General features: G+C 62.6%; 21 protein-coding genes and 1 pseudogene. 5 read left to right on the top strand and 17 right to left on the bottom strand.

The features are described 5' to 3' along the window. The first annotated feature begins 6 nt into the window (after nt 1–6). Nucleotides 7–2,157, top strand: a complete 2,151-nt coding sequence (gene fdhF / locus GO007_RS17830; RefSeq protein ID WP_095102153.1) for a formate dehydrogenase subunit alpha — start codon at nt 7–9, stop codon at nt 2,155–2,157. 43 nt (nt 2,158–2,200) lie between these two features. Here the strand turns inward: fdhF and GO007_RS17825 are convergent, their stop codons facing one another. Continuing rightward, a complete protein-coding gene (locus GO007_RS17825; protein WP_095102151.1) occupies nt 2,201–3,370 on the bottom strand; it encodes a M20 aminoacylase family protein in 1,170 nt (389 codons plus the stop codon). Between the two features lie 291 nt (nt 3,371–3,661). On the opposite strand from GO007_RS17825, the gene GO007_RS17820 reads away from it, so the two are divergent. After that, nucleotides 3,662–4,861 carry an MFS transporter gene (locus GO007_RS17820; RefSeq protein ID WP_095102300.1) on the top strand — a complete coding sequence of 400 codons (1,200 nt, stop codon included), beginning with the start codon at nt 3,662–3,664 and terminating at the stop codon, nt 4,859–4,861. A gap of 54 nt (nt 4,862–4,915) precedes the next feature. Here GO007_RS17820 and GO007_RS17815 read toward each other — a convergent pair whose 3' ends face one another. The 8 genes and pseudogenes from GO007_RS17815 to GO007_RS17780 form a co-directional block, all read right to left on the bottom strand. Further along, nucleotides 4,916–5,638 (bottom strand): amino acid ABC transporter ATP-binding protein, encoded by a 723-nt coding sequence (locus GO007_RS17815; protein WP_095102298.1) that lies wholly within the window; start codon nt 5,636–5,638, stop codon nt 4,916–4,918. Next, nucleotides 5,625–6,389 carry an amino acid ABC transporter permease gene (locus GO007_RS17810; protein WP_095102149.1) on the bottom strand — a complete coding sequence of 255 codons (765 nt, stop codon included), beginning with the start codon at nt 6,387–6,389 and terminating at the stop codon, nt 5,625–5,627. The genes GO007_RS17815 and GO007_RS17810 overlap by 14 nt, the downstream gene beginning before the upstream one ends. Before the next feature lie 68 nt (nt 6,390–6,457). Next, entirely contained in the window at nt 6,458–7,225 is a 768-nt protein-coding gene (locus GO007_RS17805; RefSeq protein WP_095102147.1) for a basic amino acid ABC transporter substrate-binding protein, read from the bottom strand. Between the two features lie 95 nt (nt 7,226–7,320). Continuing rightward, nucleotides 7,321–8,220 (bottom strand): MurR/RpiR family transcriptional regulator, encoded by a 900-nt coding sequence (locus tag GO007_RS17800; protein WP_095102145.1) that lies wholly within the window; start codon nt 8,218–8,220, stop codon nt 7,321–7,323. Beyond that, nucleotides 8,217–9,196 (bottom strand): annotated as a pseudogene (locus GO007_RS17795) (iron-siderophore ABC transporter substrate-binding protein). The gene GO007_RS17800 and the pseudogene GO007_RS17795 overlap by 4 nt, the downstream one beginning before the upstream one ends. Continuing rightward, entirely contained in the window at nt 9,186–10,238 is a 1,053-nt protein-coding gene (locus GO007_RS17790; RefSeq protein WP_095102141.1) for a FecCD family ABC transporter permease, read from the bottom strand. The pseudogene GO007_RS17795 and the gene GO007_RS17790 overlap by 11 nt, the downstream one beginning before the upstream one ends. Continuing rightward, on the bottom strand, nt 10,235–11,254 hold the full coding sequence (locus GO007_RS17785; RefSeq protein WP_095102139.1) for a FecCD family ABC transporter permease: 1,020 nt from the start codon (nt 11,252–11,254) through the stop codon (nt 10,235–10,237). The genes GO007_RS17790 and GO007_RS17785 overlap by 4 nt, the downstream gene beginning before the upstream one ends. Next, nucleotides 11,251–12,072 (bottom strand): ABC transporter ATP-binding protein, encoded by an 822-nt coding sequence (locus tag GO007_RS17780; protein WP_095102137.1) that lies wholly within the window; start codon nt 12,070–12,072, stop codon nt 11,251–11,253. Before GO007_RS17780 ends, GO007_RS17785 begins: the two co-directional genes overlap by 4 nt. Nucleotides 12,073–12,499: 427 nt before the next feature. On the opposite strand from GO007_RS17780, the gene GO007_RS17775 reads away from it, so the two are divergent. Continuing rightward, nucleotides 12,500–14,662 carry a TonB-dependent siderophore receptor gene (locus GO007_RS17775; RefSeq protein WP_157349255.1) on the top strand — a complete coding sequence of 721 codons (2,163 nt, stop codon included), beginning with the start codon at nt 12,500–12,502 and terminating at the stop codon, nt 14,660–14,662. A 63-nt stretch (nt 14,663–14,725) separates the two neighbouring features. On the opposite strand, the gene GO007_RS17770 is transcribed toward GO007_RS17775, so the two are convergent. The 7 genes from GO007_RS17770 to GO007_RS17740 all read right to left on the bottom strand — a co-directional run bounded on the left by GO007_RS17770 (nt 14,726) and on the right by GO007_RS17740 (nt 21,775). Then, entirely contained in the window at nt 14,726–15,502 is a 777-nt protein-coding gene (locus tag GO007_RS17770) for an ABC transporter ATP-binding protein (protein ID WP_095102135.1), read from the bottom strand. Next, on the bottom strand, nt 15,496–16,491 hold the full coding sequence (locus GO007_RS17765; RefSeq protein ID WP_095102133.1) for an ABC transporter permease: 996 nt from the start codon (nt 16,489–16,491) through the stop codon (nt 15,496–15,498). The genes GO007_RS17770 and GO007_RS17765 overlap by 7 nt, the downstream gene beginning before the upstream one ends. Then, nucleotides 16,472–17,509, bottom strand: coding sequence for an ABC transporter substrate-binding protein (locus GO007_RS17760; RefSeq protein WP_095102131.1), 1,038 nt, complete (start codon nt 17,507–17,509; stop codon nt 16,472–16,474). The genes GO007_RS17765 and GO007_RS17760 overlap by 20 nt, the downstream gene beginning before the upstream one ends. After that, entirely contained in the window at nt 17,506–18,480 is a 975-nt protein-coding gene (locus GO007_RS17755) for an ABC transporter substrate-binding protein (protein ID WP_095102129.1), read from the bottom strand. The genes GO007_RS17760 and GO007_RS17755 overlap by 4 nt, the downstream gene beginning before the upstream one ends. Before the next feature lie 11 nt (nt 18,481–18,491). Continuing rightward, nucleotides 18,492–19,580 carry an acyl-CoA dehydrogenase family protein gene (locus GO007_RS17750; protein WP_095102294.1) on the bottom strand — a complete coding sequence of 363 codons (1,089 nt, stop codon included), beginning with the start codon at nt 19,578–19,580 and terminating at the stop codon, nt 18,492–18,494. Nucleotides 19,581–19,651: 71 nt separating this feature from the next. Continuing rightward, nucleotides 19,652–20,737 carry an LLM class flavin-dependent oxidoreductase gene (locus tag GO007_RS17745; protein ID WP_095102127.1) on the bottom strand — a complete coding sequence of 362 codons (1,086 nt, stop codon included), beginning with the start codon at nt 20,735–20,737 and terminating at the stop codon, nt 19,652–19,654. Nucleotides 20,738–20,881: 144 nt separating this feature from the next. Next, nucleotides 20,882–21,775 (bottom strand): LysR family transcriptional regulator, encoded by an 894-nt coding sequence (locus GO007_RS17740; protein WP_095102125.1) that lies wholly within the window; start codon nt 21,773–21,775, stop codon nt 20,882–20,884. 130 nt (nt 21,776–21,905) lie between these two features. On the opposite strand from GO007_RS17740, the gene GO007_RS17735 reads away from it, so the two are divergent. Both GO007_RS17735 and GO007_RS17730 read left to right on the top strand, forming a co-directional pair. Then, nucleotides 21,906–22,502: a cysteine dioxygenase family protein gene (locus GO007_RS17735; protein WP_095102123.1), complete on the top strand. Its 597-nt coding sequence runs from the start codon at nt 21,906–21,908 to the stop codon at nt 22,500–22,502. A gap of 1 nt (nt 22,503) precedes the next feature. Further along, nucleotides 22,504–24,084 (top strand): rhodanese homology domain-containing protein, encoded by a 1,581-nt coding sequence (locus tag GO007_RS17730; protein ID WP_095102121.1) that lies wholly within the window; start codon nt 22,504–22,506, stop codon nt 24,082–24,084. Here GO007_RS17730 and GO007_RS17725 read toward each other — a convergent pair. Next, a complete protein-coding gene (locus tag GO007_RS17725) occupies nt 24,081–24,830 on the bottom strand; it encodes a purine nucleoside phosphorylase YfiH/LACC1 family protein (RefSeq protein WP_095102117.1) in 750 nt (249 codons plus the stop codon). The genes GO007_RS17730 and GO007_RS17725 overlap by 4 nt on opposite strands. Nucleotides 24,831–24,878 lie beyond the last annotated feature (48 nt).

The following is a 24,878-nucleotide window of genomic DNA, read 5'->3' as shown; positions in this document are numbered from 1 at the left end:
TTACTGATGAAAAAAATCACGAGCGTTTGCCCTTACTGTGGGGCGGGTTGCAAACTCAAGCTGGTTGTCGAGAACGATAAAATTATCCGCGCGGAAGCCGCTGACGGGGTAACTAACCAAAACCAGCTGTGCCTCAAAGGCTACTACGGATGGGATTTCCTCAACGATACCCAGCTGCTCACCCCGCGCCTGAAGCAGCCGATGATTCGCTACCAAAAAGGCGGCAAGCTCACCCCGGTCAGCTGGGATGAGGCGATCCGCTACACGGCGAAAAAGCTGCAGGCCATTAAACAGCAGTACGGCCCGCGCGCCATTATGACCACCGGATCATCCCGCGGTACGGGGAATGAAACCAACTATGTGATGCAGAAATTTGCGCGCGCGGTACTCAACACCAACAACGTCGACTGCTGCGCCCGCGTGTGTCACGGGCCGTCGGTGGCAGGCCTTCAGCAGGCGCTGGGCAACGGCGCGATGAGCAACTCGATAAGCGATATTGAAAACTCAAAATGCCTGCTGGTATTTGGCTACAACTGCGCGGATTCCCACCCTATCGTGGCCCGCAGGGTGATCAAAGCCCGCGAGAACGGGGCGAAGATCATCGTCTGCGACCCGCGCCGCATTGAGACCGCGCGCATTGCCGATCGTCACCTGCAGCTTAATAACGGCAGCAATATGGCGCTGGTCAACGCCTTCGCGCACGTCCTGCTCGAAGAAGACCTCTACAACCATGATTACGTCGATCGCTTTACCGAAGGTCTTGAGGCCTACCGGGAAGCGGTGCGGGACTACTCTCCCGAGGCGGTCGAACCGCTGACCGGGGTTCCGGCGCAGGAAGTGCGCCAGGCGATGAGAATGTTTGCCGCCGCGCCTTCGGCCACCATTATGTGGGGAATGGGCGTAACCCAGTTCGGCCAGGCGGTGGACGTGGTCAAAGGGCTGGCCAGCCTCGCGCTGCTCACCGGCAACCTCGGGCGGGAGCACGTCGGCGTGGGCCCGGTACGCGGACAAAACAACGTGCAGGGCGCCTGCGATATGGGAGTCCTGCCGAACCTCTTCCCCGGCTATCAGGAGGTCACCGACCCGCAGGTGCGGGCTAAGTTTGCCGCGGCCTGGGGCATCGATCCGGCGCTGATGGATGACAAGGTCGGCACCCGTATCACCGAAGTGCCCCATAAGGCGCTGACCGGGGAGATCAAAGCCTACTACATTATGGGGGAAGATCCGCTGCAGACGGAAGCCGACCTCGGACTGGTGCGCAAGGGCATCGAAGCGCTGGATTTTGTGGTGGTGCAGGATATCTTTATGACCAAAACCGCCGAGATAGCCGACGTGCTGCTCCCGGCGACCTCCTGGGGCGAACACGGCGGCGTGTTCACCTGCGCCGATCGCGGTTTCCAGCGCTTTGAGAAGGCGATCCCGGCGACGGGCAACGTCAAGCGCGACTGGGAGATCATCAGCCTGCTGGCCAGCGAAATGGGCTATCCGATGCGCTACGCGGATAACCAACAAATCTGGGACGAAATGCGCGAGCTGTGCCCGCTGTTCTACGGCGTAACCTATGAAAAAATGGGCGACATGAACCACGTGCAGTGGCCCTGCCCGACGCTGGATCACCCGGGCACGCCGTGGCTTTATAAGGACAATCAGTTTGATACCCCGACGGGTAAAGGTCAGCTGTTCGCCGCGCCGTGGCGAGCTCCGGCCGAAACGCCGGATGCCGACTTTCCGCTGGTGCTCTGCACGGTGCGCGAAGTCGGCCACTATTCCTGCCGCTCGATGACCGGTAACTGCGCGGCGCTGCAGTCGCTGGCCGACGAGCCGGGCCGGGTGCAGATTAGCCGCGCCGATGCGCAGCAGATGGGGATCGTCGACCGGCAGCTGGTGTGGGTCAGCTCGCGGCGCGGAAAGGTTATCACCCGCGCCGATATCAGCGATCGCATCAACAGCGGCGCCGTCTATATGACCTATCAGTGGTGGGTGGGGGCCTGCAATGAGTTAACCCAGGATAACCTCGACCCGATCTCTAAAACGCCGGAAACCAAATACTGCGCGGTGAAGGTTGAGGCCATTGCCGATCAGCGCTGGGCGGAACAGTTTGCGCTCACCTCCTACAACGAGATGAAAGCGCGTCTCAAAGAGGCGGCTAACGCCTAAAAAACTCAGGGGAGGCGCGCCTCCCCTTGCGTGACGTTGTCACTCAACCCCCATCAGGCGTCGCCGGCAGCAGTTTTTCCACCAGCGCCGTCCACATCAGCACTCCGGGTCCGATCAGGTCGTCATTAAAATCATAGCCGGCGTTATGCAGCGGTTTCGACGGCGTCTCGCCATCGGTACCGATCCAGAAATAGGCGCCGGGACACGCTTCCAGCATGCAGGCAAAATCTTCCGAGGCCATAGACGGGCTGACCTGGGCGTTCACCGCCGACTCGCCCAGCGCGGCAATCGCCGCGTCGCGGACGCTCAGCGCCTGCGCCGGGTGGTTGCGGGTGACCGGATAGCCGGGATACCAGAATATCTCCCCCTTGACGTCAGATACCTGCGGCTGCGTCGCCACGTAGCTCTCAATCAGCCCTTTGACCCGCTCGCGAACCGGGTTGCTCAGGCAGCGGAAGGTACCGCGCAGCACCACTTTGTCCGGCAGGACGTTGATCGCCTCGCCGCCGTTAATCTGCGTAATGCTGACCACCGCCGACTCCTGCGGCGACAGGCGGCGCGACGGAATCGTCTGCAGCGCCATGATAAGCTGCGCGGCGGCGACGATCGGATCGGCCCCGCTCTCCGGCATCGCCGCATGGCAGCTTTTGCCGGTCAGGGTGATTTCGAACGCATCGAGGGAGGCCATCATCGCGCCGCTGTTGATCGCCACCTGACCCAGCGGAAGCCCCGGCCAGTTGTGCAGCGCGTAGATTGCGTCCATCGGAAACAGGGTAAACAGCCCCTCTTCGACCATTTTTCGCGCGCCGCCGAGGTTCTCTTCCGCCGGCTGAAAAACGAAATGCACCGTGCCGCGAAAACGGCGGGTCCGCGCCAGATGCGACGCCGCCGCCAGCAGCATCGCGGTATGACCATCGTGGCCGCAGGCGTGCATCACGCCGGGATTGCGGGATTTGTAGCTGACCTCGCCGAGTTCGGTAATCGGCAGGGCGTCCATATCGGCGCGCAGGCCAATAACCGGGCCAGGGCCATTCTCCAGGGTCGCCACCACCCCCGTTCCCGCCAGCCCCGTATGCACCTGCAGGCCAAACGAGGCCAGCAGTTCGGCAACGCGACGGGAGGTTTTCTGTTCCTGGTAGCCCAGTTCAGGGTAAGCATGAAAATCGCGTCGCCAGCGAATAGCCTCTGCGATGGATGAAGGCGATACTGCCATGTCGTACTCCTTTCCTGCACAGCATCAACGCTGAACGAGTGTTGTTATCGGTATGCATTTTATCCATGCGCCCCGCGAGCGCCGGGCTGCTCTATGAGTTATATCCTTTCGCCAGCGCGCTGACAACTCTCGCTAACCGTCCCCCGGCGGGCTTTGGCGAGCGCTCGCGGCCCCCTTCTCATTAATGGTAGCCATTTCAACGGTGACAGACGGCATATGATTAACTAATATGCAGGGCTGTTGGCGATTCGCCAGATTATCCACCTGTTGACTTCCGTTATCGGGAATAAAATGTTTAACCCAGACCACAATCGCTTAGCGCCCACGCTGGCGATGATCATGGCCGCCTCGCTGGTAGGCTTTATCACCGGCTACACGGTGCCGCTTATCAGTCTTGAGCTTGCGCAGCAGCAAATTGACACCGTCTACGTTGGCCTGCTGGCCGCGCTGCCGCCGGCGGGAATGATGCTCTCCTCCTTCCTTTCTCCCGCGCTGTGCCGCCGTTTTGAGATGGGCGTACTGCTCAGCGCGAGCCTGATCCTGCTGGCCCTGGCGACGGTAGCCTCCTGCCTGACCGTCGATCTGGCGCAGCTCCTGCTGCCGCGCTTTCTCACCGGCCTCGCCTCGGGGGTGATTATCGTGCTGGGGGAAAGCTGGATCACCGGCGGGGCGGCGGGGAAAAATCGCGCCACGCTGACCGGGATTTACGCCTCGGCGTTTACCGGCTGCCAGCTGGCCGGGCCGCTGCTGATTTCCGCCGGCCCGGACTATCAGTCATGGGCGCTGCTGGCGATCTGCGGCCTGACCGCCGTGTGCCTGTTTATGCTGCGCCACCTGCCGGGCGGCAGCCGCGAGAGCCTCGCCGGACGCGCCAGCTGGCGCAGCCTCGGCGTATTTTTGCCGGTTCTGGCTTCCGGCGTATTCTGCTTCTCCTTCTTTGATGCCAGCATCCTGGCGCTGCTGCCGCTGTACGGCATGGATAAGGGGCTAAAAGAGTCGATGGCGGTGCTGCTGGTGACGGTGGTACTCACCGGCGATGCGCTGTTCCAGGCGCCGCTTGGCTGGATTGCCGACAGGTTCGGCATTCGCCGCGTGCACCTCAGCTGCGCGCTGGTGTTCTGCCTCGCCCTGCTGGCGCTGCCCTTCCTGCTCGGCTCGCGCATTCAGCTGATTGCCGGCTGCCTGGTTCTCGGGGCGGCGGCGGGCGCGCTCTATACCCTGTCGCTGGTGCGCGCCGGTAAAACCTTCTCCGGGCAGAAGCTGATCATGATAAACGCGCTGCTAGGGTTCTTCTGGTCGGCGGGGAGCGTTGCCGGGCCGGTGATCAGCAGCCTGGCGATCGGCGTCTCGGGATATGATGGTCTGATCGTCACCCTCTTCGCCAGCGGCCTGCTGTTCCTGCTGATTCAGAGCGTCGGGCAGAGCGAGAAAACGCTGCTGGCTAACGAGCGTGAAGCTTCAGTCGATGAGGTTAGCGAAGCGGCGCAGTAGCGCGCAGCTTCGCCTGCAGCAATATGATAAAGCGGCCCTGGCGGCCGCTTTTGCTTACAGCACCTTGCTGAGAAACGCGGCGGTGCGCGGGTTGCTCGGGGCGCTAAAGATCTGCTCCGGCCGGCCCTGCTCCTGAATGATCCCGCCGTCGATAAAGATAACCCTGTCGGCGACTTCGCGGGCAAAGCCCATTTCATGGGTCACGATCACCATCGTCATCCCTTCGCTGGCGAGATTTTTCATCACCGCCAGCACGTCGCCGACCAGCTCGGGATCGAGCGCCGAAGTCGGTTCATCGAACAGCATGATCGACGGCTTCATCGCCAGCGCGCGGGCAATCGCCACCCGCTGCTGCTGGCCGCCGGAGAGGCTGGAAGGCCAGGCGTCGCGCTTATCGCTCAGCCCCACCTTCGCCAGCAGCTCTTCCGCCAGCGCAATCGCCGCCTGCCGGGCCATGCCGCGCAGGTTCATCGGCGCCATGATCAGGTTTTCCAGCACCGTCATATGCGGGAACAGGTTAAAGCGCTGAAAGACCATGCCGACGCTTTCACGCATCTTATTCAGATCGGTGGCGCGATCGTGGACGGCAAAGCCGTTGACCGCAACTTCGCCTTCGCTGACGGTTTCCAGCGCGTTCATGCAGCGCAGAAAAGTGCTTTTCCCGGAGCCCGACGGGCCGATGATGCACACCACTTCCTGCGGTTGAATATCGCAGCTGATGCCGCGCAGGACGTGGCTGTCACCGAAGCGTTTGTGCAGATTGTTAATGTGAATCACTTTTGCCAAACCTCTTTTCCAGACGGTTAACCAGCTGTGCCAGCAGGAAGGTAATCACCCAGTAGACCAGAGAGATCGTCAGATAGGGTTCCCAGTAGGTGGCGTAGGCGCCGGAGACGGTGCGCGCGGCGTAGGCCAGGTCGGCAAGGCCGATCGCCGACGCCAGCGAGGAGTCCTTAACGATAGCGATAGCGTTGTTGCCCAGCGGCGGCAGAATGCGGCGAAACGCCTGCGGCAGGATCACCTGGCGCATGGTTTTCCACCACGGCATCCCCAGCGCGCGGGAGGCCTCCATCTGCCCTTTGTCGATCGACTGAATACCGGCGCGGAAAATTTCCGAGACGTAGGCCCCGGCGTTCAGCGTTATCGCCACCACGCAGGAGAGAAACGCGCCGTAGTTAGAGCGCAGCTCGCGGGCAAAGTCGGCGCTCATCATGCCGCCGGTGACCAGCAGGCCGTCGCGCGGGTTGATAAACAGCGGTACCAGCGCGAAGTGAACCACCATGATTTGCACAAACAGCGGCGTGCCGCGAAATGCGCTGACGTAGAAGCGTACCGGGAACTGGACCAGGTAGCGCAGGACGTATTTCCATACCCCGTGCTCGGCCTTCGCCATTCGCCCCAGCCCAAGGGTCAGCCCCCACAGGGTGCCGAGGATCACGCAAATAATGGTGCATTTAATGGTCATCAAGGCGCCGTCCATAAACAGCGGACCGTACTCCTCGATGATCTCCCAACGGAATCCCGTCATAACCCTTCCCTAAAAAATACGGCTATCGTCAGAGCCGATAGCCGTGAGTAAGACAAAAAAAACAGATCTTATTGCGCAGGTAGCGTCGGGACGTTGTCGTCGAACCAGGTTTTGTAGATTTTAGCGTAGGTGCCGTCAGCAACAATTTTCTGCAGGCCAGCGTTGATTTTCGCCTGCAGCTCGCTGTTGCCTTTGGCCACCGCAATACCGAAATACTGCCGCTCAAACTTCGCGTCCGGCACCAGCCTGAACTGCTTCTCCGGGTGCTGCTTGATGTAGTATTTCACCACCCCAACGTCCCCTACCGCCGCGCTGACGCCGTCTTCAAACAGCTCCTGCAGCATCAGCGGCGTATTGTCGAAGCGCTTAATGGCGGTGCTGTTTTTACCCAGCACGTCAGAGACCACGATATCGCCGGTGCTGGAGTTCACCACCCCGACCTTCTCGCTTTTCAGCGCCGCCAGCGAGGTCACTTTCGAATCAGCAGGCACCACGATCGACTGCTCGGCCGGGAAATAAGGCGCGGAGAAATCCACCATCTGCTTACGCTTATCGGTAATGGTGATCCCGGAGATGATAATGTCGCGGTCGCCGGTGTTGAGGGTGGCGAAGATCCCCTCCCACGGCGTATTGACCAGCTTGATATCAAAGTTTTCCGCTTTGGCGATCGCTTTGATGATGTCGATATCAAAACCTTCCAGCTGCTTCTGGCTATTTTCATATTCAAACGGGCGATAGGTGCCGCCCGAACCGACAACGTAGGTTTGCTGTGCCGCCTGCGCGGTCCCCATCATTGCCGCCATCAGGCAGCACGCTTTCATCCACTTCTTAACCATGATGATTCCTTTTTATGCATTTATTTTGCATAAAAATACACATACTCAGCATGGCATGCAACCACAAACCTTAGCTGCGGTGATTTATCTGGCTCTTAGCTACGCTTACCGCCAGATTTACCGATCGCTTTGTGCAGCTCGTTGATGCGCTTCATCGATTTCATGGTTTTTTGCGGAGCGGTAGAGGCGACCGACAGCACCATCATTTCCAGGCATACCAGCACCGTTCCGTGCAGCGGCACCCGCCCGTTATCGCCGCCGCGCGGCACCTCGATAACCACCTGCGCCTCCTGGCTGAAGCGGGAATCGACCGCCTGGGTCAGCAGAATCGTCGGAATACCGAGCCGCCGGGCCTCCCGCAGGGTGGTCATGCCCTCCCGGTGGGGGGATTTTTGCCCCATCATAATCAGCACGTCGCCGCGCTGCAGGCCGATCAGCTGTTCGGCGAGGCTAAAACCGGTGCGGTTCAGGACGTAGGAAGGCAGGCCGATGCGGCTGAACAGCCTGCCGGTATACTCCGCCAGAATCCCCGACGCCCCGATGCCGAAAATCGCCACCTGGCGCGCGTCGGTCAGCAGGGCCACCGCCTGCGCGACCGCCGCGCGGTTGTCAGGACGGGAGAGCACCTCACAGGCGCGCTGGTGGCCCTCCAGCACGAAATCGATGCTCGAATTGACGTCGGTAGAGAGCGCATTGACGGTCGAGAGCATTTTCTCCGAGGAGGTAATCGACGGGCCAAACCAGCGCTCCATCGTCTGCTTCAGCTCACGCAGCCCGGCGAAGCCCAGCGCCTGGATGGCCCTGACCACCGTGGCGTCGGAGGTGTGGGTGGCGGTGGCAATCTCCATCGCCGTGCGCTCCAGCACCACCTCGCGGTTGTCGTTGATATAGCTGACCACCGCCAGCAGGCGCGGCGACAGCTGATGCGCCCGGGCGCGAAAGCGGTCGCCAAACAGGTCAACCCGCCCTTTCTCGCGTTTTAGCGGGGTTTTCATTTCAGCTCCGCCGGCAGCGGACGTCCGGCAATATGCGACTGCACTTCGGCCGCCATCAGGCTCAGGGCGGCGAAGGAGTTGGAGATCACGTCCTCCCGCGGCAGCAGGATATAGCGTCCGCTGCGGCAGGCGCGCATAAAGTCGCACCAGCCCGGCATCACGGCCTCCATCGCCTGCAGCTCGTCCTGCGGTTTACCGCCGGTGTCGGAGCGCCAGGTCGCAAAGACGAAATCGGCATCCAGCTCCGGCAGCTGCTCGGCGCTGACGTCGATGCGCTGCCCGTCGGGAATACCTTCAATCAGCGGCGGGAAGCGGAAGCCGGCATCGCGCAGCACGCGCCCCAGCGCGTGATAGGCGTGATGGACGGTCACTTTACCGCCGTTGGCCTGAATCACCGAGACGGTAATCTTCTGCGTATCTACCGCGGCCTTCAGCTGCTTAATCTGCTCCTGATAGCGTCGTTCAAGCACCGCCAGCCGCGCCTCGGAGCCGGTAAGCTGCGCCAGCTTAGCGTAAATGCGCGGCGCGCTGCCCTGCAGATGGTCGATGCTCACCGTCGGGGCGATCTTCTCCAGCTGTTCAACGGAGACGTGGCGGCTGGGCTCGGTAATGATCAGGTCCGGCCTGGCCGCGGCCACGGCTTCAAGATCGATATCCGCAGTACCGATAAACTGAATATCGCTGTTATCAAAATCGACGCCGGTAAGCTGGGCGCTGGAGCGCAGATAGTGGCTACCGTCCGGGCGCGTACGCCCGTGGCTGGCGACCGGCGGCACGCCGAGCTCAATCAGCGGGATCGTAATATCCAGATCGTGCATCGAGACAATCCGCTGCGGATGCAGCGGCACGTTCACCACCCGACCTAAATCATCGGTAAATTTTTGCGTCTGACTCGCGGCGGCACCTGCGGTGCCGGCCACGCAAAGCAGCAGAGGAACTAACCAACGCATAGCAATCCTTCAGATTTACAGGGCATCACGACGACGCCACAGCAGCAGAATAAAAAACGGACACCCCACCAGGGCGATCACAATCCCGGCCGGGATTTGCAGCGGCGCAAAGGCCACCCGCCCGATGGTGTCGGTCACCAATACCAGCAGAGCGCCAACCAGCGCGCTGCCGCACAGCAGAGAGACCTGGCCGCCGCGCAGCAGAAAGCGCGCCATATGCGGCGCCATCAGGCCAACGAAGCCGAGGCTGCCCACGCAGGAAACGCTGGCTGAGGTCAGCAGAACCGGAGCAAAAAAGCGCAGCAGCGTCAGCTGCTGCAGCCGGACGCCGAGGCCGATCGCCGTTCGGTCGCCGAGCAGCGCCACGTCCGCCGCCCGGGCGGTAAGAAACAGGATCAGCGCCCCGGGCAGCGCCCAGCAGAAGGCGACCGCCAGCAGCGGCCAGGTCGCCGCATGCAGGCTTCCCGCCAGCCAGATCATCGCCGTCTGCACGTCGCGGACGTCGGCGGTGGTCATAAAAATGCCGACCGCCGCGGCCAGCGTCCAGGAGACGCCGATACCGATCAAAATGAAGCGCGGCCGCGAACAGTCGCGCGCCAGCGCCAGCACCAGCAGCGCCACCAGCACGCCGCCGACCATTCCTGCCAGCGGTCGCCACGCCAGCGCGATCGCCGGGAAGAACAGAATCAGCGTCAGCACCACCACGCTGGCCCCCTCCTTGACGCCGATAAGCCCCGGGTCCGCCAGTCCGTTACGGGTGATGCTCTGCATCGCCGCGCCGGCCATCCCCAGCATCGCTCCGCACAGCAGCGCCATAAACATCCGCGGCAAGCGGATATCGAACAGAATAAAACGCTGCTGCCCGGTGACGCTATCCGCGGCCAGCAGCGCCCGGAGCAAGGTTCCGGAAGGCAGCGGAAAACTGCCGCGCGTCAGGCCAAACGCGCCGAGGATCGCCATCACGACGAACAGCGCGGCGGCCATCTTCAGCGCCGCCGGACGCAGCAGAATATGACGACTCCCGACAATCAGCGGGCGGAATCCGGCACGACGTGCGGCGCTTTTCATTTAAAGAATCTCGCGGCAATAAAGATAAACAGTGGCGCCCCCACCAGGGCGGTCATCGCCCCGGTCGCCAGCTCCTGAGGCGCCACCAGGGTACGCGCCGCAATATCCGCCAGCACCAGCACCAGGGCGCCCACCGGCGCCGCCAGCGGTAGCGCCAGGCGAATATCCTCGGTAATCAGCCGCCGCACCACGTGCGGGACCACCAGGCCGACAAAGCCGATCGGCCCGGCAACGGCTACCGCCGAACCGCACAGTAGCGCGATCGCGGTCAGCCCCAGCAGCCGGGTTTGGCCGATCTTCACGCCCAGCCCCAGCGCGACTTTATCCCCCAGCGCCAGCACGTTAAGCCGCGGGGCGATGGTGAGCGCAATCAGCAGCCCGCCCAGCGCCGGGATCAGCGCCGCACGCAGCGTCTGCCATTTCAGTCCGGCAAGATCGCCGGCCAGCCACGTACGCATCGCCAGCAGCGTTTGCTCATCCAGAATCAGGATCGCCGCGGTCACCGCCGACGCAAAGGCCGAGAGCGCCACCCCGCACAGGGTGATGCGCAGCGGCGTCATGCCGCCGCGTCCGGAGGAGGCCAGCAGCATCACGGCGCCAAACAGCAGCCCCGCGCCGCAGGCGGCGGTCAGCGGGCGGCCGAACGTCACTTCGCCGAGGCCCAGCGCCGAGGTCGCCACCACCGCCAGCGACGCGCCGGCATTGAGCCCAAGAATGTGCGGTTCGCCGAGCGGATTACGGATCACCGTCTGCAGCAGCATGCCCGCGATACCGAGCGCGGCGCCGGTCAGCAGCGCGGCGGCCAGGCGCACAAGGCGTAAATCGACAATAATCCGCTGGTCAAAATCGCGCGGATCGTAATGGAGCAGCGCCTGCAGTATCGTCTGCGGCGCAATCCAGCGCGCCCCCAGCCCCAGGTGCACCAGCGAGCCGCCGACCAGCAGCAGGGTCAGTAGCGCAAAGGCCAGCCGCGGCCGGGCGCGTCGGCGCTGGAGCATCAGCGCGCTGGCGCTCATTGTCCGGCCGCCTGGCGGGCGCGAAAGGGCATAAAGAACGGTTTACCGGTTTGCGGGTTCAGCGACATCTGCACGTCAACGTCAAACACCGTTTTAATCAGCTCCGGCGTGCAGGTTTCATTTTCGTCAATGACCCCGGCAATGCGCCCCTGCTTGAGAAAGACCAGCGTATCGGCATAGTTCACCGCAAAGTTCAGGTCATGCAGGACGGTGACCACCGTGCGCCCATGTTCGCGGGTCAGGGTCTGCAGCAGTTCGAGAATATCGACCTGATAGCGCAGATCGAGCCAGGTGGTGGGTTCATCGAGCAAAATGGTGGCGGTTTGCTGGGCCAGCGCCATCGCGATCCAGCAGCGCTGGCGCTGGCCGCCGGAGAGGCTGTCCACCGGCAGATGGGCGAATTCGGCGGTGCCGGTGAGCGCCAGCGCCTCTTCCACCGCCCGCTCGTCGGCGTCCGACCACTGGCGCATCAGCCCTTGCCAGGGATAGCGCCCGCGGGAGACCAGCTCGAAGACCGTCAATCCTTCCGGGGTGAGCGGCGACTGGGGCAATATTCCCAGCTGACGCGATACCGCCCGGGTTGGCAGCTCATGAATAACCTGACCGTCGAGGCGCACGCAGCCGCCGAGCGGTTTGAGCATTCGGGCGATAGTCGATAGCAGCGTGGATTTACCGGAGCCGTTGGCCCCGGCCAGTACCGTCATTTTGCCGTGGGGGATCGTCAGATTAATATCGTTGACGATAAGGGTCTGGCCGTATCCGGCCGACAGGGAATCCAGCACAATTCCCTGCTCTGCAGGTATCACCCGCTGTGGCATAACTCGCTCCCGCACCGCAGCGGCGTGGCATCAGGCCCGCACGTACTGCACTCAAACAAAAATACATCTCATTCTCTTTTGATCATGATGTGAATGAATGTAGTAGTCAATACTCTGTTTCGCCCGTAGCGAAAAGGCGCGCCCTACGGCATGACGCGGCAGCAGCCTCTTAATAAAAATGATAATAAACATAAAGATACATACCATTTCCATCACTAAAACCAGCGCCAGAGCGTTGTTTTCAGCAGCGGCATTTTTTTATCTTACATAACGTTTACTACTACATTGCTACGTGATTGAATGATTCTCAATTACATATCTGGGCGCGAATTATAGCGGATAACAGATAGATAATATTTTTAAGGGCAATGATTTAATTGGCTTTATCTGTCCGCAAAGGACAGATTCGTTCATGAGAAACAGACAAATGACGCAATCAACTGTCCCTTTCACGACATTGAAAGGGCGTGCACTTTTTTCACTGATTTTTTTGGGTTCCTTTACTTCTCCGGGGATTATCGCCGCGGAAACCGCAGCGGAAAAAGATAAAAAGGCGAGCGACGAAACCATTACGGTGGTGGCGGACGGCACGCAGCAAAACGCCACCAGCGGCTATCAGCCCCTCAGCAGCTCGACCGCGACGCTGACCTCAATGCCGATGCTGGATATCCCGCAGGTGGTTAACACCGTCAGCGACCAGGTGCTGCAAGATCAGCACGTCACTACGCTCGACGAGGCGCTGTATAACGTCGCTAACGTCGTGCAGACCAATACCCTCGGCGGCACCCAGGACGCCTTTACCCGCCGCGGTTTCGGCGCCAACCGCGACGGTTCCATTATGACCAACGGGCTGCGCACCGTCCTGCCGCGCAGCTTCAACGCCGCCGCCGAGCGCGTGGAGGTGCTGAAAGGCCCGGCCTCGACGCTGTACGGCATTCTCGACCCCGGCGGGCTGATTAACGTGGTGACAAAACGCCCGGAAAAAACCTTCGGCGGATCGATTTCTGCCACCTCCACCAGCTTTGGCGGCGGCAGCGGCCAGTTTGACGTCACCGGGCCCATCGAAGGGACGCGGCTGGCGTACCGGGTCATCGGCGAATATCAGAATGAAGACTACTGGCGCAACTTTGGCAAAGAGAAGAGCAGCTTTATCGCCCCTTCCCTGACCTGGTTTGGCGACCGCGCCACGGTGAACGTGTCGTACTCGCATCGCGACTACAATACGCCGTTCGATCGCGGGACGATTTTCGATCTCACGACCAAAAAGGCCGTTAACGTCGATCGTAAAACGCGTTTTGACGAACCGTTTAACGTTACCGACGGCTATTCCGACCTGGCGCAGCTTAACGCCGAATACCGGCTCAACGAGGCCTGGACCGCCCGCTTCGACTACAGCTACAGCCAGGATCACTACAACGATAACCAGGCTCGGGTCATGGCCTATGATTCGGCCACCGGCGACCTGACCCGGCGCGTTGACGCCACCCACGGCTCAACCCAGAAGATGCACTCGACCCGCGCCGATCTGCAGGGCGACGTGGTGATTGGCGGCTTCTACAACGAGATCCTCAGCGGTATCGCCTACGAGAACTACGATCTGCTGCGCACCGGCATGATCCGCTGTAAAAACGTGAAGGGATTCAATATCTACAACCCGGTCTACGGTACCGTCGATAAATGCACCAGCGTGTCGGCCTCCGACAGCGATCAGCGCATCCAGCAGGAGAGCTACGCCGCCTACGTGCAGGATGCGCTCTACCTGAACGACCGCTGGATCGCCGTCGCCGGCGTGCGCTACCAGTATTACACCCAGTATGCCGGAAAGGGACGCCCGTTTAACGTCAATACCGACAGCAGCGACCAGAAGTGGACGCCGAAATTTGGCCTGGTCTATAAGCTGACGCCGACCATCTCGCTGTTCGGTAACGTGGCGCAGTCGTTTATGCCGCAATCGTCCATCGCCAGCTATATCGGCAACCTGCCGCCGGAAGAGTCCACCTCCTATGAGCTGGGCGCCAAGTTTGAACTGTTCAACGGCGTGACCGCCAATATCGCCCTGTTCGATATTGATAAGCGTAACGTGCTGTACAGCGAAACGGTCGGGGATGAAACCATTGCCAAAACGGCGGGTAAAGTGCGCTCACGCGGCGTAGAGATGGATGTCGCCGGATCGTTAACCGACAACCTGAGCATCATCGCCAGCTACGGCTATACCGACGCCAAGGTACTCGACGATCCGGACTACGCCGGCAAGCCGATGCCAAACGTGCCAAAGCATACCGGTTCCCTGTATATGACCTATGACGTGCATAACGTCTATGCCAGCAACACCCTGACGCTCGGCGCCGGGGGGCACGCGGTCAGCAAGCGTTCCGCCACCAACGGCGCGGACTATTATCTGCCGGGGTACGGCGTCGCGGACGTGTTCGCCGCCTATAAGATGAAGCTGCAGTATCCGGTCACCCTGCAGGTTAACGTTAAGAACCTGTTTGATAAGACCTACTACACCTCGTCAATCGGTACCAATAACCTGGGCAACCAGATTGGCGACCCGCGCGAAGTGCAGTTTACGGTGAAGATGGATTTTTAAGCGCCTGACGCTCTCCCGGCGCAGCGCAACGTTGCCGCCGGGAGACGCTCCCCATCGCCAATCTTACCAGTCCTCCGCCTGGCCCAGGATGCGCAAAATGTCCTGCCGATGACCAACCAGCTGCGGATTATCGCGGTGGCGCGGAAAGGGCAGCGGCAGCGTAAATTCGGCAATAATTCGCCCCGGACGCGGCGACATCACCAGCACCCTTTCGCACAGCAGCAGCGCCTCTTCAATATCGTGCGTCACCAGCAGGCTGGTATAGCCCTGCTGCTGCCAGAGCGAGATAAGCTCGCGCTGCATGCTGATGCGCGTCAGGGAATCCAGCTTGCCTAAGGGTTCATCGAGCAGCAGCAGCCGCGGCTCGTTGAGCAGCGCCCGCGCCAGCGCCGCCCGCTGGGCCATCCCGCCGGAGAGCTGACGCGGCCAGGCGGCGCTAAACGCCTCAAGCCCCATCCGCGCAATCAGCGCGTCGGCCTTTGGCTCCAGCCCTTTTCTCCCCTGCGCCTGCGGCCCGAGCAGCACATTTTGCCGCACCGTCAGCCACGGATAGAGGGTCGGGTCCTGAAACACCAGGATCCGCTCCGGCCCCGGAGCCCCCATGCGGCGGTCATCGATCTGCACCTGGCCGCTTTGCAGCGCCTCCAGCCCCGCCAGCAGCCGCAGCAGGGTGGATTTACCGCAGCCCGACGGCCCAAGCAGCGCCACGCTCTCTCCGGGGCGCAGCTGCAGGCTGATATTCTCCAGCACCGGCACCGTCTGCCTGCCCAGCGCGAAGGCGTGGCTCAGATGGGCGATGTCGATGGCCGCACCGGCCGGCGTTGCCGTGGTCGTTACCATGTCATGCCTCCTCGCTGCCAGCTCAGCAGCCGGTCGCGCAAAATAAACAGTCCGCTAATCAGGCCGGAACAGAGAAAGGCCATCACCAGCAGCGCGGCGTACATGTTGGGGTAGGCCGCCCAGCCCTGCGCCCACTGCAGATAAAAGCCGATCCCGGATTTGACGCCCACCATCTCAGCGACGATCAGCACCGAAAACGAGGCACCTAACCCCATAAACAGCCCGACGAAGACGTTCGGCAGCGCGGCGGGAATGGCCACCCGCAGGATCAGAAAGCGCTGGCTGGCTCCCAGCGTGCGCGCCACGTCGTACCAGGCTTTGTCGATACTCATCACCCCGGACCACGTCAAAACGGTGACCGGAAACCAGGTGCTGAGGGCAATTAAAAAGACGCTGGCCCCGAAGCTGGAAGGGAAGATAAACAGGCACAGCGGCAGCAGCGCCGTTGACGGCACCGGCCCGAGCAGGCGCAGCACCGGATGCAGCCAGTAGCCAATGCGCTGCGACCAGCCAATGGCCAGTCCGCTGATAAAGCCGCTGGATGTCCCGAGCAGCACCCCAAGGCTCAGCAGGCCCAGCGAGTGCAGCAGGCTATCCAGCAGGCGCGGCCAGTCGTCATACAGAACTTCGATCAGCGCCTGCGGCGGGGCAAAAAACGGTACCGGCAGGAGCGCGGATTTCGCCGTCAGCCACTCCCACAGGCCGAACAGCACCGGCAGCAGCGCCAGCCATTTCCCGGCATGCTGCAGACGCCCGCCCCGCTGGCGCCAGTAGCGGTAGCTCAGCGCCAGCAGCAGCAGCCCGCCGGCTATCGCGAACTGCGCCATTGCCCAGCCTTCGCTGTAGGGCCAGCGTCGCCCGGCATCCGGCCACCTGAGGGTAAAAAGCCCGCCCGCCAGCCACAGCGCGGCGGCCAGCAGGCCTTCAGCCCACAGCGGACCGCCCGCCCGCGGCCGCGACAGCGCCTGCTCAGGCGAATACGTTGGCATAAATACTCTCCGCAAACTGATGGGGATCGGTCCCGGGCTTGATCACCTGCACACGCTGCAGGTCAATAGCGTACTGGGTCAGCTCTTTCACGAACGCCTCGCCGACGGCGTGGTGGCCGTGGCCCTGGCCGTGGAGGATCCCCGAGACCTCGGTTTCATTGGTATTTAGCGCGTGGGCCATAAACGCCTGCGCCACGCTTTGCGGATGGGCCGAAGCGTAGCTATGCGCCTCCAGAATGGCCTGGGTCAGCGCGGCGGCCGCCGGCTTGTGGTCCCGCGCCAGCGATCCGCTAACCCCCAGCACGCAGCAGCTGAGGTCGGCATAATCCCCGCTCATATTGCTGGCGATCAGCTGATACTTTCCGGTCGCCAGCAGGCGGTAGCTGAAGGGTTCGCTGCCGCTGATGGCGGCAATCTCGCGTTTATCGAGCGCCACGCTCAGCAAATCGGCGGGATACACCTTCCACTGCACGTCGCTTAGCGGGTCGATCCCGTGACGCTTGAGCAAAATGGCGAAGAAGTTTTTATCCGGGCCGGCCATATCGGTCACCCCGATAGTCTGCCCTTTCAGGCTCTCCAGGCCGCCAAACGGCGAATTTTTTGCCGTCAGCAGATTCAGGCAGCCGCCGTGCGTCCCGGCGGTGAGCTTGACGTCAAAACCCTGCTCCAGCGCCTTCAGCCAGCGCAGCGCCATCCCGACGCCGGCGTCCGCCTTGCCGGTGGCTATCGCCTCCAGCAGAACGTCGGTCGAATTACCAAAATTGACGAACTCCACGTCGAGGTTGTACTTACTGAAAAACTTCTGCTGCTCGGCCACCGCGACCGGGGCAAGGCACACCGCGCTTTTGTTGATCGCCAGCTTGATTTTGTACGGTTCGGCCAGGCGCAGCGCCAGGTTTTCGCCCTCTGCGGGCATCGCCGCCATATCATGCGCCCACAGCGGCCAGGCCGTTGCCGCCAGCGCCGTGCCGGCGCTCAGCCGTAGAAAACGACGGCGTGAAAAAGAGTGCTGGATCATGGCGTGGTCTCCTGCTGAGCGGCTTGCGCAGGCACGGTAAAGCCGTCATCAAACGTCGGCGTGACGTCCAGCCTGGCGCGAATCAGCCCGTTGGCCTGATAAAAATCGGCGGTGGCCTGCTGCTGGGCGACGATGCGCGAGTCCAGGCGCTGCCACTGCGATTGCCGGTTAGCGAACTGCGCCCGGGCGATATCCGCTGGAAAACGGATAATCTCGCCGAGGGTTTTGCCGTAGCTGTCCAGATTGGCATAGGCCCAGCGCTCCGCTCCCGCCAGGCGATGCAGATAATCCTGCAGCGCCGCCCGTTTAGCCGGGTCCTTGAGGCTGGCGTCGGTGGCAGCAAGGAAGGTATTGCCGGGCAGCAGCCCCTTGCCGCTGACCAGAATTTGCCCCTCGGCGGTTTTCACCAGTTGGGTGGTGTAGGGCTCCCAGGTCGCCCAGGCATCCACCGACCCGTTGAGCAATGCCACTTTGGCATCAACCGGGCCGAGGAAGACCCACTGCACGTCCCTGGGCGATATCCCCGCCTGCTCCAGCGCTTTGAGGGCGACAAAGTGGCCGATGGACCCCTTCCCGGTAGCGATGCGTTTGCCCTTTAAGTCCGCCGCGCTTTTCAGCGGGCTGCCCGGAGAGACCAGCACCGCGGTGCCGGCGGGGTTGCTCTTATCGACGGCGATCGCTTTTACCGGCGCGCCGTTGGCGAGGGCGAACAGCAGCGGCGCATCGCCGATAATCCCGGCATCAACCGCACCGGCGTTCAGCGCTTCGGCCAGCGGCGCGGCGGCGGGAAACTCCGCCCACTTGATGTCGTAATTCAGGTTCTGCAGCGCATTCGCAGCTTCAAGCTGCGAGCGCATGCCGCCTTTTTGATCGGCAATGCGCAGCGTGACGCGCTCCTGCGCCGCCGCATAGCCGCTCAGCGCCAGCAGCATTAGCGCCGCGGCTAAAGGTGTTCTCTTTCGTTCGCGCATGGTGATTATCCTTATAATTGAAAAGCCTGTTTACCCGCCGCCTGCCAGGCGCTGTCGCTCTGCGGCGTGTGCACCCGTCCGCACAGCACGTTGCGGTAGTGGCGCTCCAGAGGATGCTGGCGGCTGAGCCCGTGATTGCCGGTGAGCTCCAGCGCCAGGCCTACCGCCAGAATGGCGTTGTCGGTGATGGTCACCTTCGCCAGATTGGCTTCAGCGGCGGTAAACCCCAGCGCGGCCGCCCGCTGCAGCAGGCAGCGGTTGGTTAGCAGCGCGCTCTCGATCTGCCCTACTTTTTCCTGCACCCGCGGCAGCTGGCTTAGCGGCTGCCCAAGGCTTCCAGGGATACGTGAACGCAGCCAGCCCAGCAGCCAGTCGCGCGCGGCGCGGGCGACGCTGTCGTAAATTGCCGCCAGCAGCGCCGCGTGGCGGTTGGCAAACAGCCGCGTCTGTTCGGCATTCGGCCCCGGCGGCGTCGCCGCAGGCCAGGTCTCCACCGCGCTCTCCGGCGCCAGCAGCACGTTGCTGAAGATCGCTTCATGGCTGCCGGTGGCGCGCATTCCCGCGTGATCCCAGCTCCTGACGATAGTGACACCGTCACTTTTAGCCGGCACCAGCCAGGTCCCCACCAGCGGGTCGGGGTCATCGCTCCGCGCCCAGACGGCCAGCCAGCTCAGCCCCTCAACGCCGGTGGTATAGAGCTTGTGGCCGTTAAGCCGCCAGCCTTGCGCGGTACGGGTGGCGATCGTTTGCGGCAGGCCGCCGCGCGCCGGGGAACCGAGCTCTGGTTCAACGCGCAGGCTGTTGATGAGGCCGCCGCGCTCGACGGCATCGCGAAAGACCCGTTCGCGCAGCGGCTCCGTCCAGCCATCGCTCTCCGCCAGCCGCAGATGGTGCAGATACTGCATACAGACGATCAGCGCCGTCGCCGGTTCCCCCCACGCGATGGCGGAAATCGCCTCCTGCAGCTGCAGCAGGTCCGCCTGCGCGCCGCCGTAGCGCCGCGGCGTCGCCAGGCTCAGAAAGCCTTCCTGTCGCAGCAGGTCGAGGTTGTGCCGGGGGAATTCGCCGCTGCGGTCAAGTTCTGCCGCCCGTTCCGCCATCTGCCGGCGGATATCCGTCAGCCGCTGCGGCCAGCTGGCCGCCGGCCGAGGCGGAGCCTGGGGAGGATAGCTCACGATACCCGCGCCTTAGCCGCCCGCAGCGCCGCCTTTTCGCGGGCGATCGGCAGCAGCGCTTTGCCATATTCCTGCGCATCGTTGAGCGGATCGAAGCCGCGGATCAGGAAGTTGTGGACCCCGAGGTCGTAGTAATCGAGCAGCGCGTCGGCAACCTGTTCCGGCGTCCCCACCAGCGCGGTAGAGTTATGCCCGCCGCCCACCAGCTTCGCAATGCCGGTCCACAGGCGCTTATCCACCACGTTCCCCTGCTCCGCCGTCGCCCGCAGGCGCTGGGCGCCGACGCTTTCCGGTTTAGCTTTAAATCCACCGTCACTCTGCGCCGCGCGCTCGGAGGCCACGTGTAAAATATGTTCGGCTTTTTCCCAGGCCTGCGCTTCGCTGTCGGCGATAATCGGCCGGAAGGAGACGCTGAAATCAATTTCGCGCTGATGTTTTGCCGCTTCAGCCCGCACCCGCTTAACCGTCTCCTGGGTTTGCCCCAGCGACTCTCCCCACAGGGCAAAGACGTCGGCGTGCTTACCGGCCACCCGAATGGCAGCTTCTGAAGAGCCGCCAAAATAGAGCGGAATATGCGGCTTTTGCAGCGGACGAATGGCCGACCATGCCTGCTCGGCCTGGTAGAACTCATTGGCGATATCGACCGGCTGCTCCGCGGTCCAGATTTTTCGTACCGTTTCAAGGAAGGCGTCGGTGCGCGCATAGCGCTGGTCGTGATTGAGATAGTCGCCGTCGCGGCGCTGTTCGGCATCGTTGCCGCCGCTGATAATATGCACCGCGAGGCGGCCGCCGAGCAGATGCTCAAGGGTGGCGAATTTTCGCGCGGCGAGGGTTGGCGAAACAAAACCCGGGCGGTGGGCGAGCAGGAAGCTGATTTTTTGCGTCGACAGCCCGGCCAGGGCGGTTACCAGAAAGCCATCGGGCTGATCGGACCAATGCCCCACCAGCAGACGGTCAAACCCGGCGGCCTCGTGAGTCTGGGCAAAACGAACGATATAGTCGCGGTCAAAAATCGGCCCTGCCGGGGCGATAGTTTCGGACGCAAGACGGTGGCCGATCATGCCGAGAAACTGAATGCTCATACAAACTCCTTGGGTCAGGGTAACGGGCTGGCCGCGGCGGCGGCGCGATATCGTTACCCTATACACGGGAGCTTAATGAACAAAATGCATTTTTATCATATCTTAATATGCTAAATCAGCATTTAGATAAATTACGCATGTTTTTCAGTCAGATGACGCCAGCTGTTGCACGATTTTTGCGGCAAAAAAAGTGAGCGGCTGCTGAAGATTAGCCAGATTCTGCGCGCTGATTTGCCATAAGCAGACCGCGGGCTGGAAATCGGCCAGCGCCAGGATGCTAATCTCATCGCGCCACGGGCTGGCGGTCAGCGCCGCGCGGGGCACGATGCCCAGCCCCAGCCCTTGCGCCACCAGGCCAATCTGCAGCTGAGCCCCCGCGGTTTCAGTATTAAGCTGTAGCCGCAGCCCCTGGGCCTGCAGCTCGCGAATCAATCCCGCCCGCAGTCCGCAGCCGTCGGGGTTGAGCACCCAGCCGTGCGCCGCGCAGTCCCGGAGCGCCCCGGCGGAGAGGCGCAGGCTCTTGCCGGCAATCACCACGATATCCAGCGGACACAGCAGCCGCCCGCTGTAGCCCTCCGCGAAGGCCTGCTGCGCCGGGCCCATCGCCAGCACGCCGTCAAGCTCGACGCTTTCCAGACGCTTCTGCAGCTGGCCGCTCCAGCCGCAGGTCACCTGCGGCTGGAGGTGCGGGAACTGCTGACGCAGCGCCGTCAGCGCCGGCTGGAGGGCAATTTCAGCCACGCTCTGCGGTAGGCCAAGGCGCAGAACGCCGCGCGGCTCCGCCTCCGGGTCCAGCAGCCCGTAGAGCTTTTTGGTTTCCCGCTTGATGGTCAGGCACTGCTCGTATACGCGATGCCCGGCGACGGTCAGGGTCAACGGCCGGGTCTGACGCTCCAGCAGGGTCACGTTCAGCGTCTGCTCCAGCCGCTGCAGCCGGCGGGTGATCGCCGACTGGGTAATGCCCAGATATTCCGCCGCCTGATTCAGCGAGGAGAACTGTACGGTGGCTAACAGGGCGTCGATGTCGTCAATGCGCATAGGTTCCTTAGAGTCAGTCTCGCCAAACTCTTAATGTTTATTTTGCATATTAATATATGCGGAAATTGCATTTAAATAATATTAACGCCTTTGTTAGCGTATTGACCAGCCCCTCTGACAGGAACCGATGATGAGCACTCCACGACTGGAAAAATTACGCCATTTTATTCAAGACGTTGACGTCCTGCATCGCCAGGTCAGCCAGCCGTCGTCGCTGCTGGATGCGGTTGCCCTGCGCCTGGCGGCGCTGGTGAAGCAGGATGACTGGCTGCCGGACGAGTACGCCCTGCCGCATCCCCATCACTATCAGCAGTATCTGCTGCACGCCGACTCCGGGCAGCGTTTTTCGATAGTCAGCTTTGTCTGGGGGCCAGGACAGTCGACGCCGATCCACGACCACAGGGTGTGGGGCGCGATCGGCATGCTGCGCGGGGCGGAAGAGAATCAGCGCTACCGCCTCGACGACGCCGGAACGCCGGTGGCTGACGGTATCGCGCAGCGGCTCTCCCCCGGCGAGGTGGAGAAAGTCTCCGCCCGCGACGGCGATATTCACCGGGTCAGCAACGCGCTGGCGGACAGGGTATCGATCAGCATCCACATCTACGGCGGCAATATCGGCGCCGTCAAACGTGCCGTGTACACCCCGGAAGGCGTTAGCAAACCGTTTATCTCCGGCTACTCCAACCGCCATTTACCCAATATCTGGGATCTCTCTAAGGATAATTAATATGCCCGTTCACTCCTTACGCCAGGCCGCACAGATCCGCCAGGCGCTGCTCGACGGCGCTGAGCTGGCGCTGATCGACGTACGTGAAGAAGCGCACTTCGCCACCGCGCATCCGCTGTTCGCCGCAAACCTGCCGCTCAGCAAGCTGGAGCTGGAAATAAGCCGCCGGGTGCCGCGCCTGACGACGCCGATAACCGTTTACGACAACGGTGAAGGCCTTGCAATACTGGCTCTCGAACGCCTGCGCGGCTGGGGTTATCGGGATGTCGCTCTGCTCGACGGAGGGCTATCCGGCTGGCAGCGCAGCGGCGGGGAGCTGTTTCAGGACGTCAACTCCCCGAGCAAAGCGTTTGGTGAACTGGTCGAGAGCCAGCGTCATACGCCTTCGCTGAGCGCGCAGGAGGTTCAGGCGCTGATTGACGGCCCGCAGCCGGTGGTGGTGCTGGACGCCCGGCGCTTCGATGAGTATCAGACCATGAGCATTCCCGGCAGCATCAGCGTTCCCGGCGGCGAGCTGGCGCTGCGGGTTGACGGCCTCGTGACCTCGGAGCAGACGCCGATCGTGGTTAACTGCGCGGGACGCACCCGCAGCATTATCGGCGCCCAGTCGCTGCGCAACGCCGGAGTGCGTAATCCGGTCTACGCCCTGCGTAACGGCACCATCGGCTGGACGCTGGCCGGGCTGGCGCTGGAGCACGGCCAGCAGCGGCGCTATGACCCTGAGCGGCAGGCGTCGACGGCGCGCCTCCAGCAGGTGCGCGCGCTGGCCGAAAGCGCCGGGGTGGCGTTTATTGACGACGCGACTCTGCAGCGCTGGCGGCGCCAGGAGGATCGGACCACCTATCTGTTCGATGTTCGCAGCCCGGAGGAGTATGCCGCCGGCCACCTGCCCGGCAGCCTCAGCGCTCCTGGGGGACAGCTGGTGCAGGAGACGGACCACCATGCCAGCGTGCGCGGGGCGCGGATCGTCGCGCTGGATGATGACGGCGTTCGCGCGGCCATCACCGCCTCCTGGCTGGCGCAGATGGGCTGGGAGGTGGCGGTGCTGCGCGAAGCGAATCCGGCAGGTTTTAGCGAGCGCGGCGTACCGGCAGCCAGCGTACCGCCGGCCCCGGAGGCGGAAGAGATCGCGCCCCGCCAGCTGGCGGAGCTACTGAATGAACCAGGCACCGCGGTGCTGGATTTCACCACCAGCGCCAACTACGCGGCGCGGCATATTCCCGGCGCCTGGTGGCTGGTGCGCTCCCAGCTCAAGCAGGCGCTGGCGGTTCTCCCGCCCGCCGAGCGCTATGTGCTCACCTGCGGCAGCAGCCTGCTTGCACGTTACGCCGTCACCGAAGTCGCGGCGCTTACCGGTAAGCCGGTGCAGCTGCTGCGCGGCGGCACGCAGGCGTGGATAGCGGCCGATCTGCCGCTGGAGCGGGGCGATACGCACCTGGCGAGCGAACGTAGCGACCGCTATCGTCGCCCGTATGAGGGAACGGATAACTCTCCCGAGGCGATGCAGGCCTATCTGGACTGGGAGTTCGGACTCGTCGAGCAGCTGGCGCGCGACGCCACCCACGGCTTTAGGGTGCGCTAGCCGGCGCCGCCGTTCTCGCGGTCAGGCGCACGCATAATCCACGAGAACTGAAAGGTTTTCGCTGCCGGGAAATGAGTGCGCCGCCGGAACGAGCCCAGCGTCTGCGGCGTGCAGTAGGTGCAGCTTCCCAGCCACTCGACGTTTTCATCCGCCACGCCGGCGCGCTGCAGCAGCAGCCGGGCAAAAGCCCGCAGATCGAACCACAAATTATCCGCCTCCGTCCCCCGGGCCTGCTCCGCTCTGGCAGGCTGCGCGGGGCGCTGATGGAACAGGAGGTCACGATGCCGCCGCGCCAGCTCGCCCGCCGGCATCGTCAGCAGAGAGCGATAAAAGTCGGCGGAGACTTCATAGCAGCAGGCGTGGATATGCGGCCCGATCGCCACTATCACCTCCTCCGGCGCCACCCGATGCTCGCGGAACAGCGCCAGGCTGTTTTCGACGATCCCGCTCGCCGCGCCGCGCCATCCGGCGTGGACGCTGCAGACGTAGCGCCCGTCGCGGGAGGCCATCAGCATCGGCAGGCAGTCCGCAGTCACCACCCCCACCTTTTGCCCGCTTCGGGCGGTGAACACCGCGTCGGCGTGCGGCCGTTCCGCCAAAGGGGCCTGATAGTGATGGACAACGTTGCCGTGAACCAGCTTAACCGGCGCCATTTCGCCGTAGGGAAAGGCGGCGGTCTCATGCACGTCAAGGAAGGCATGGCGGATGCCGGGAATATCGCTTAATAACCGGGATTGAAAGGACATGATGGCAGCGAAAATAAATTAATGATGATTTACCGTATGCCAAAGTCG

The sequence above is a fragment of the Klebsiella sp. 10-1 genome, assembly GCF_009758445.1.
Lineage (GTDB): Bacteria > Pseudomonadota > Gammaproteobacteria > Enterobacterales > Enterobacteriaceae > Klebsiella > Klebsiella scottii.
Note: the sequence above shows the minus strand (reverse complement) of the source record. Positions and strands in the feature narration are given on the sequence as shown.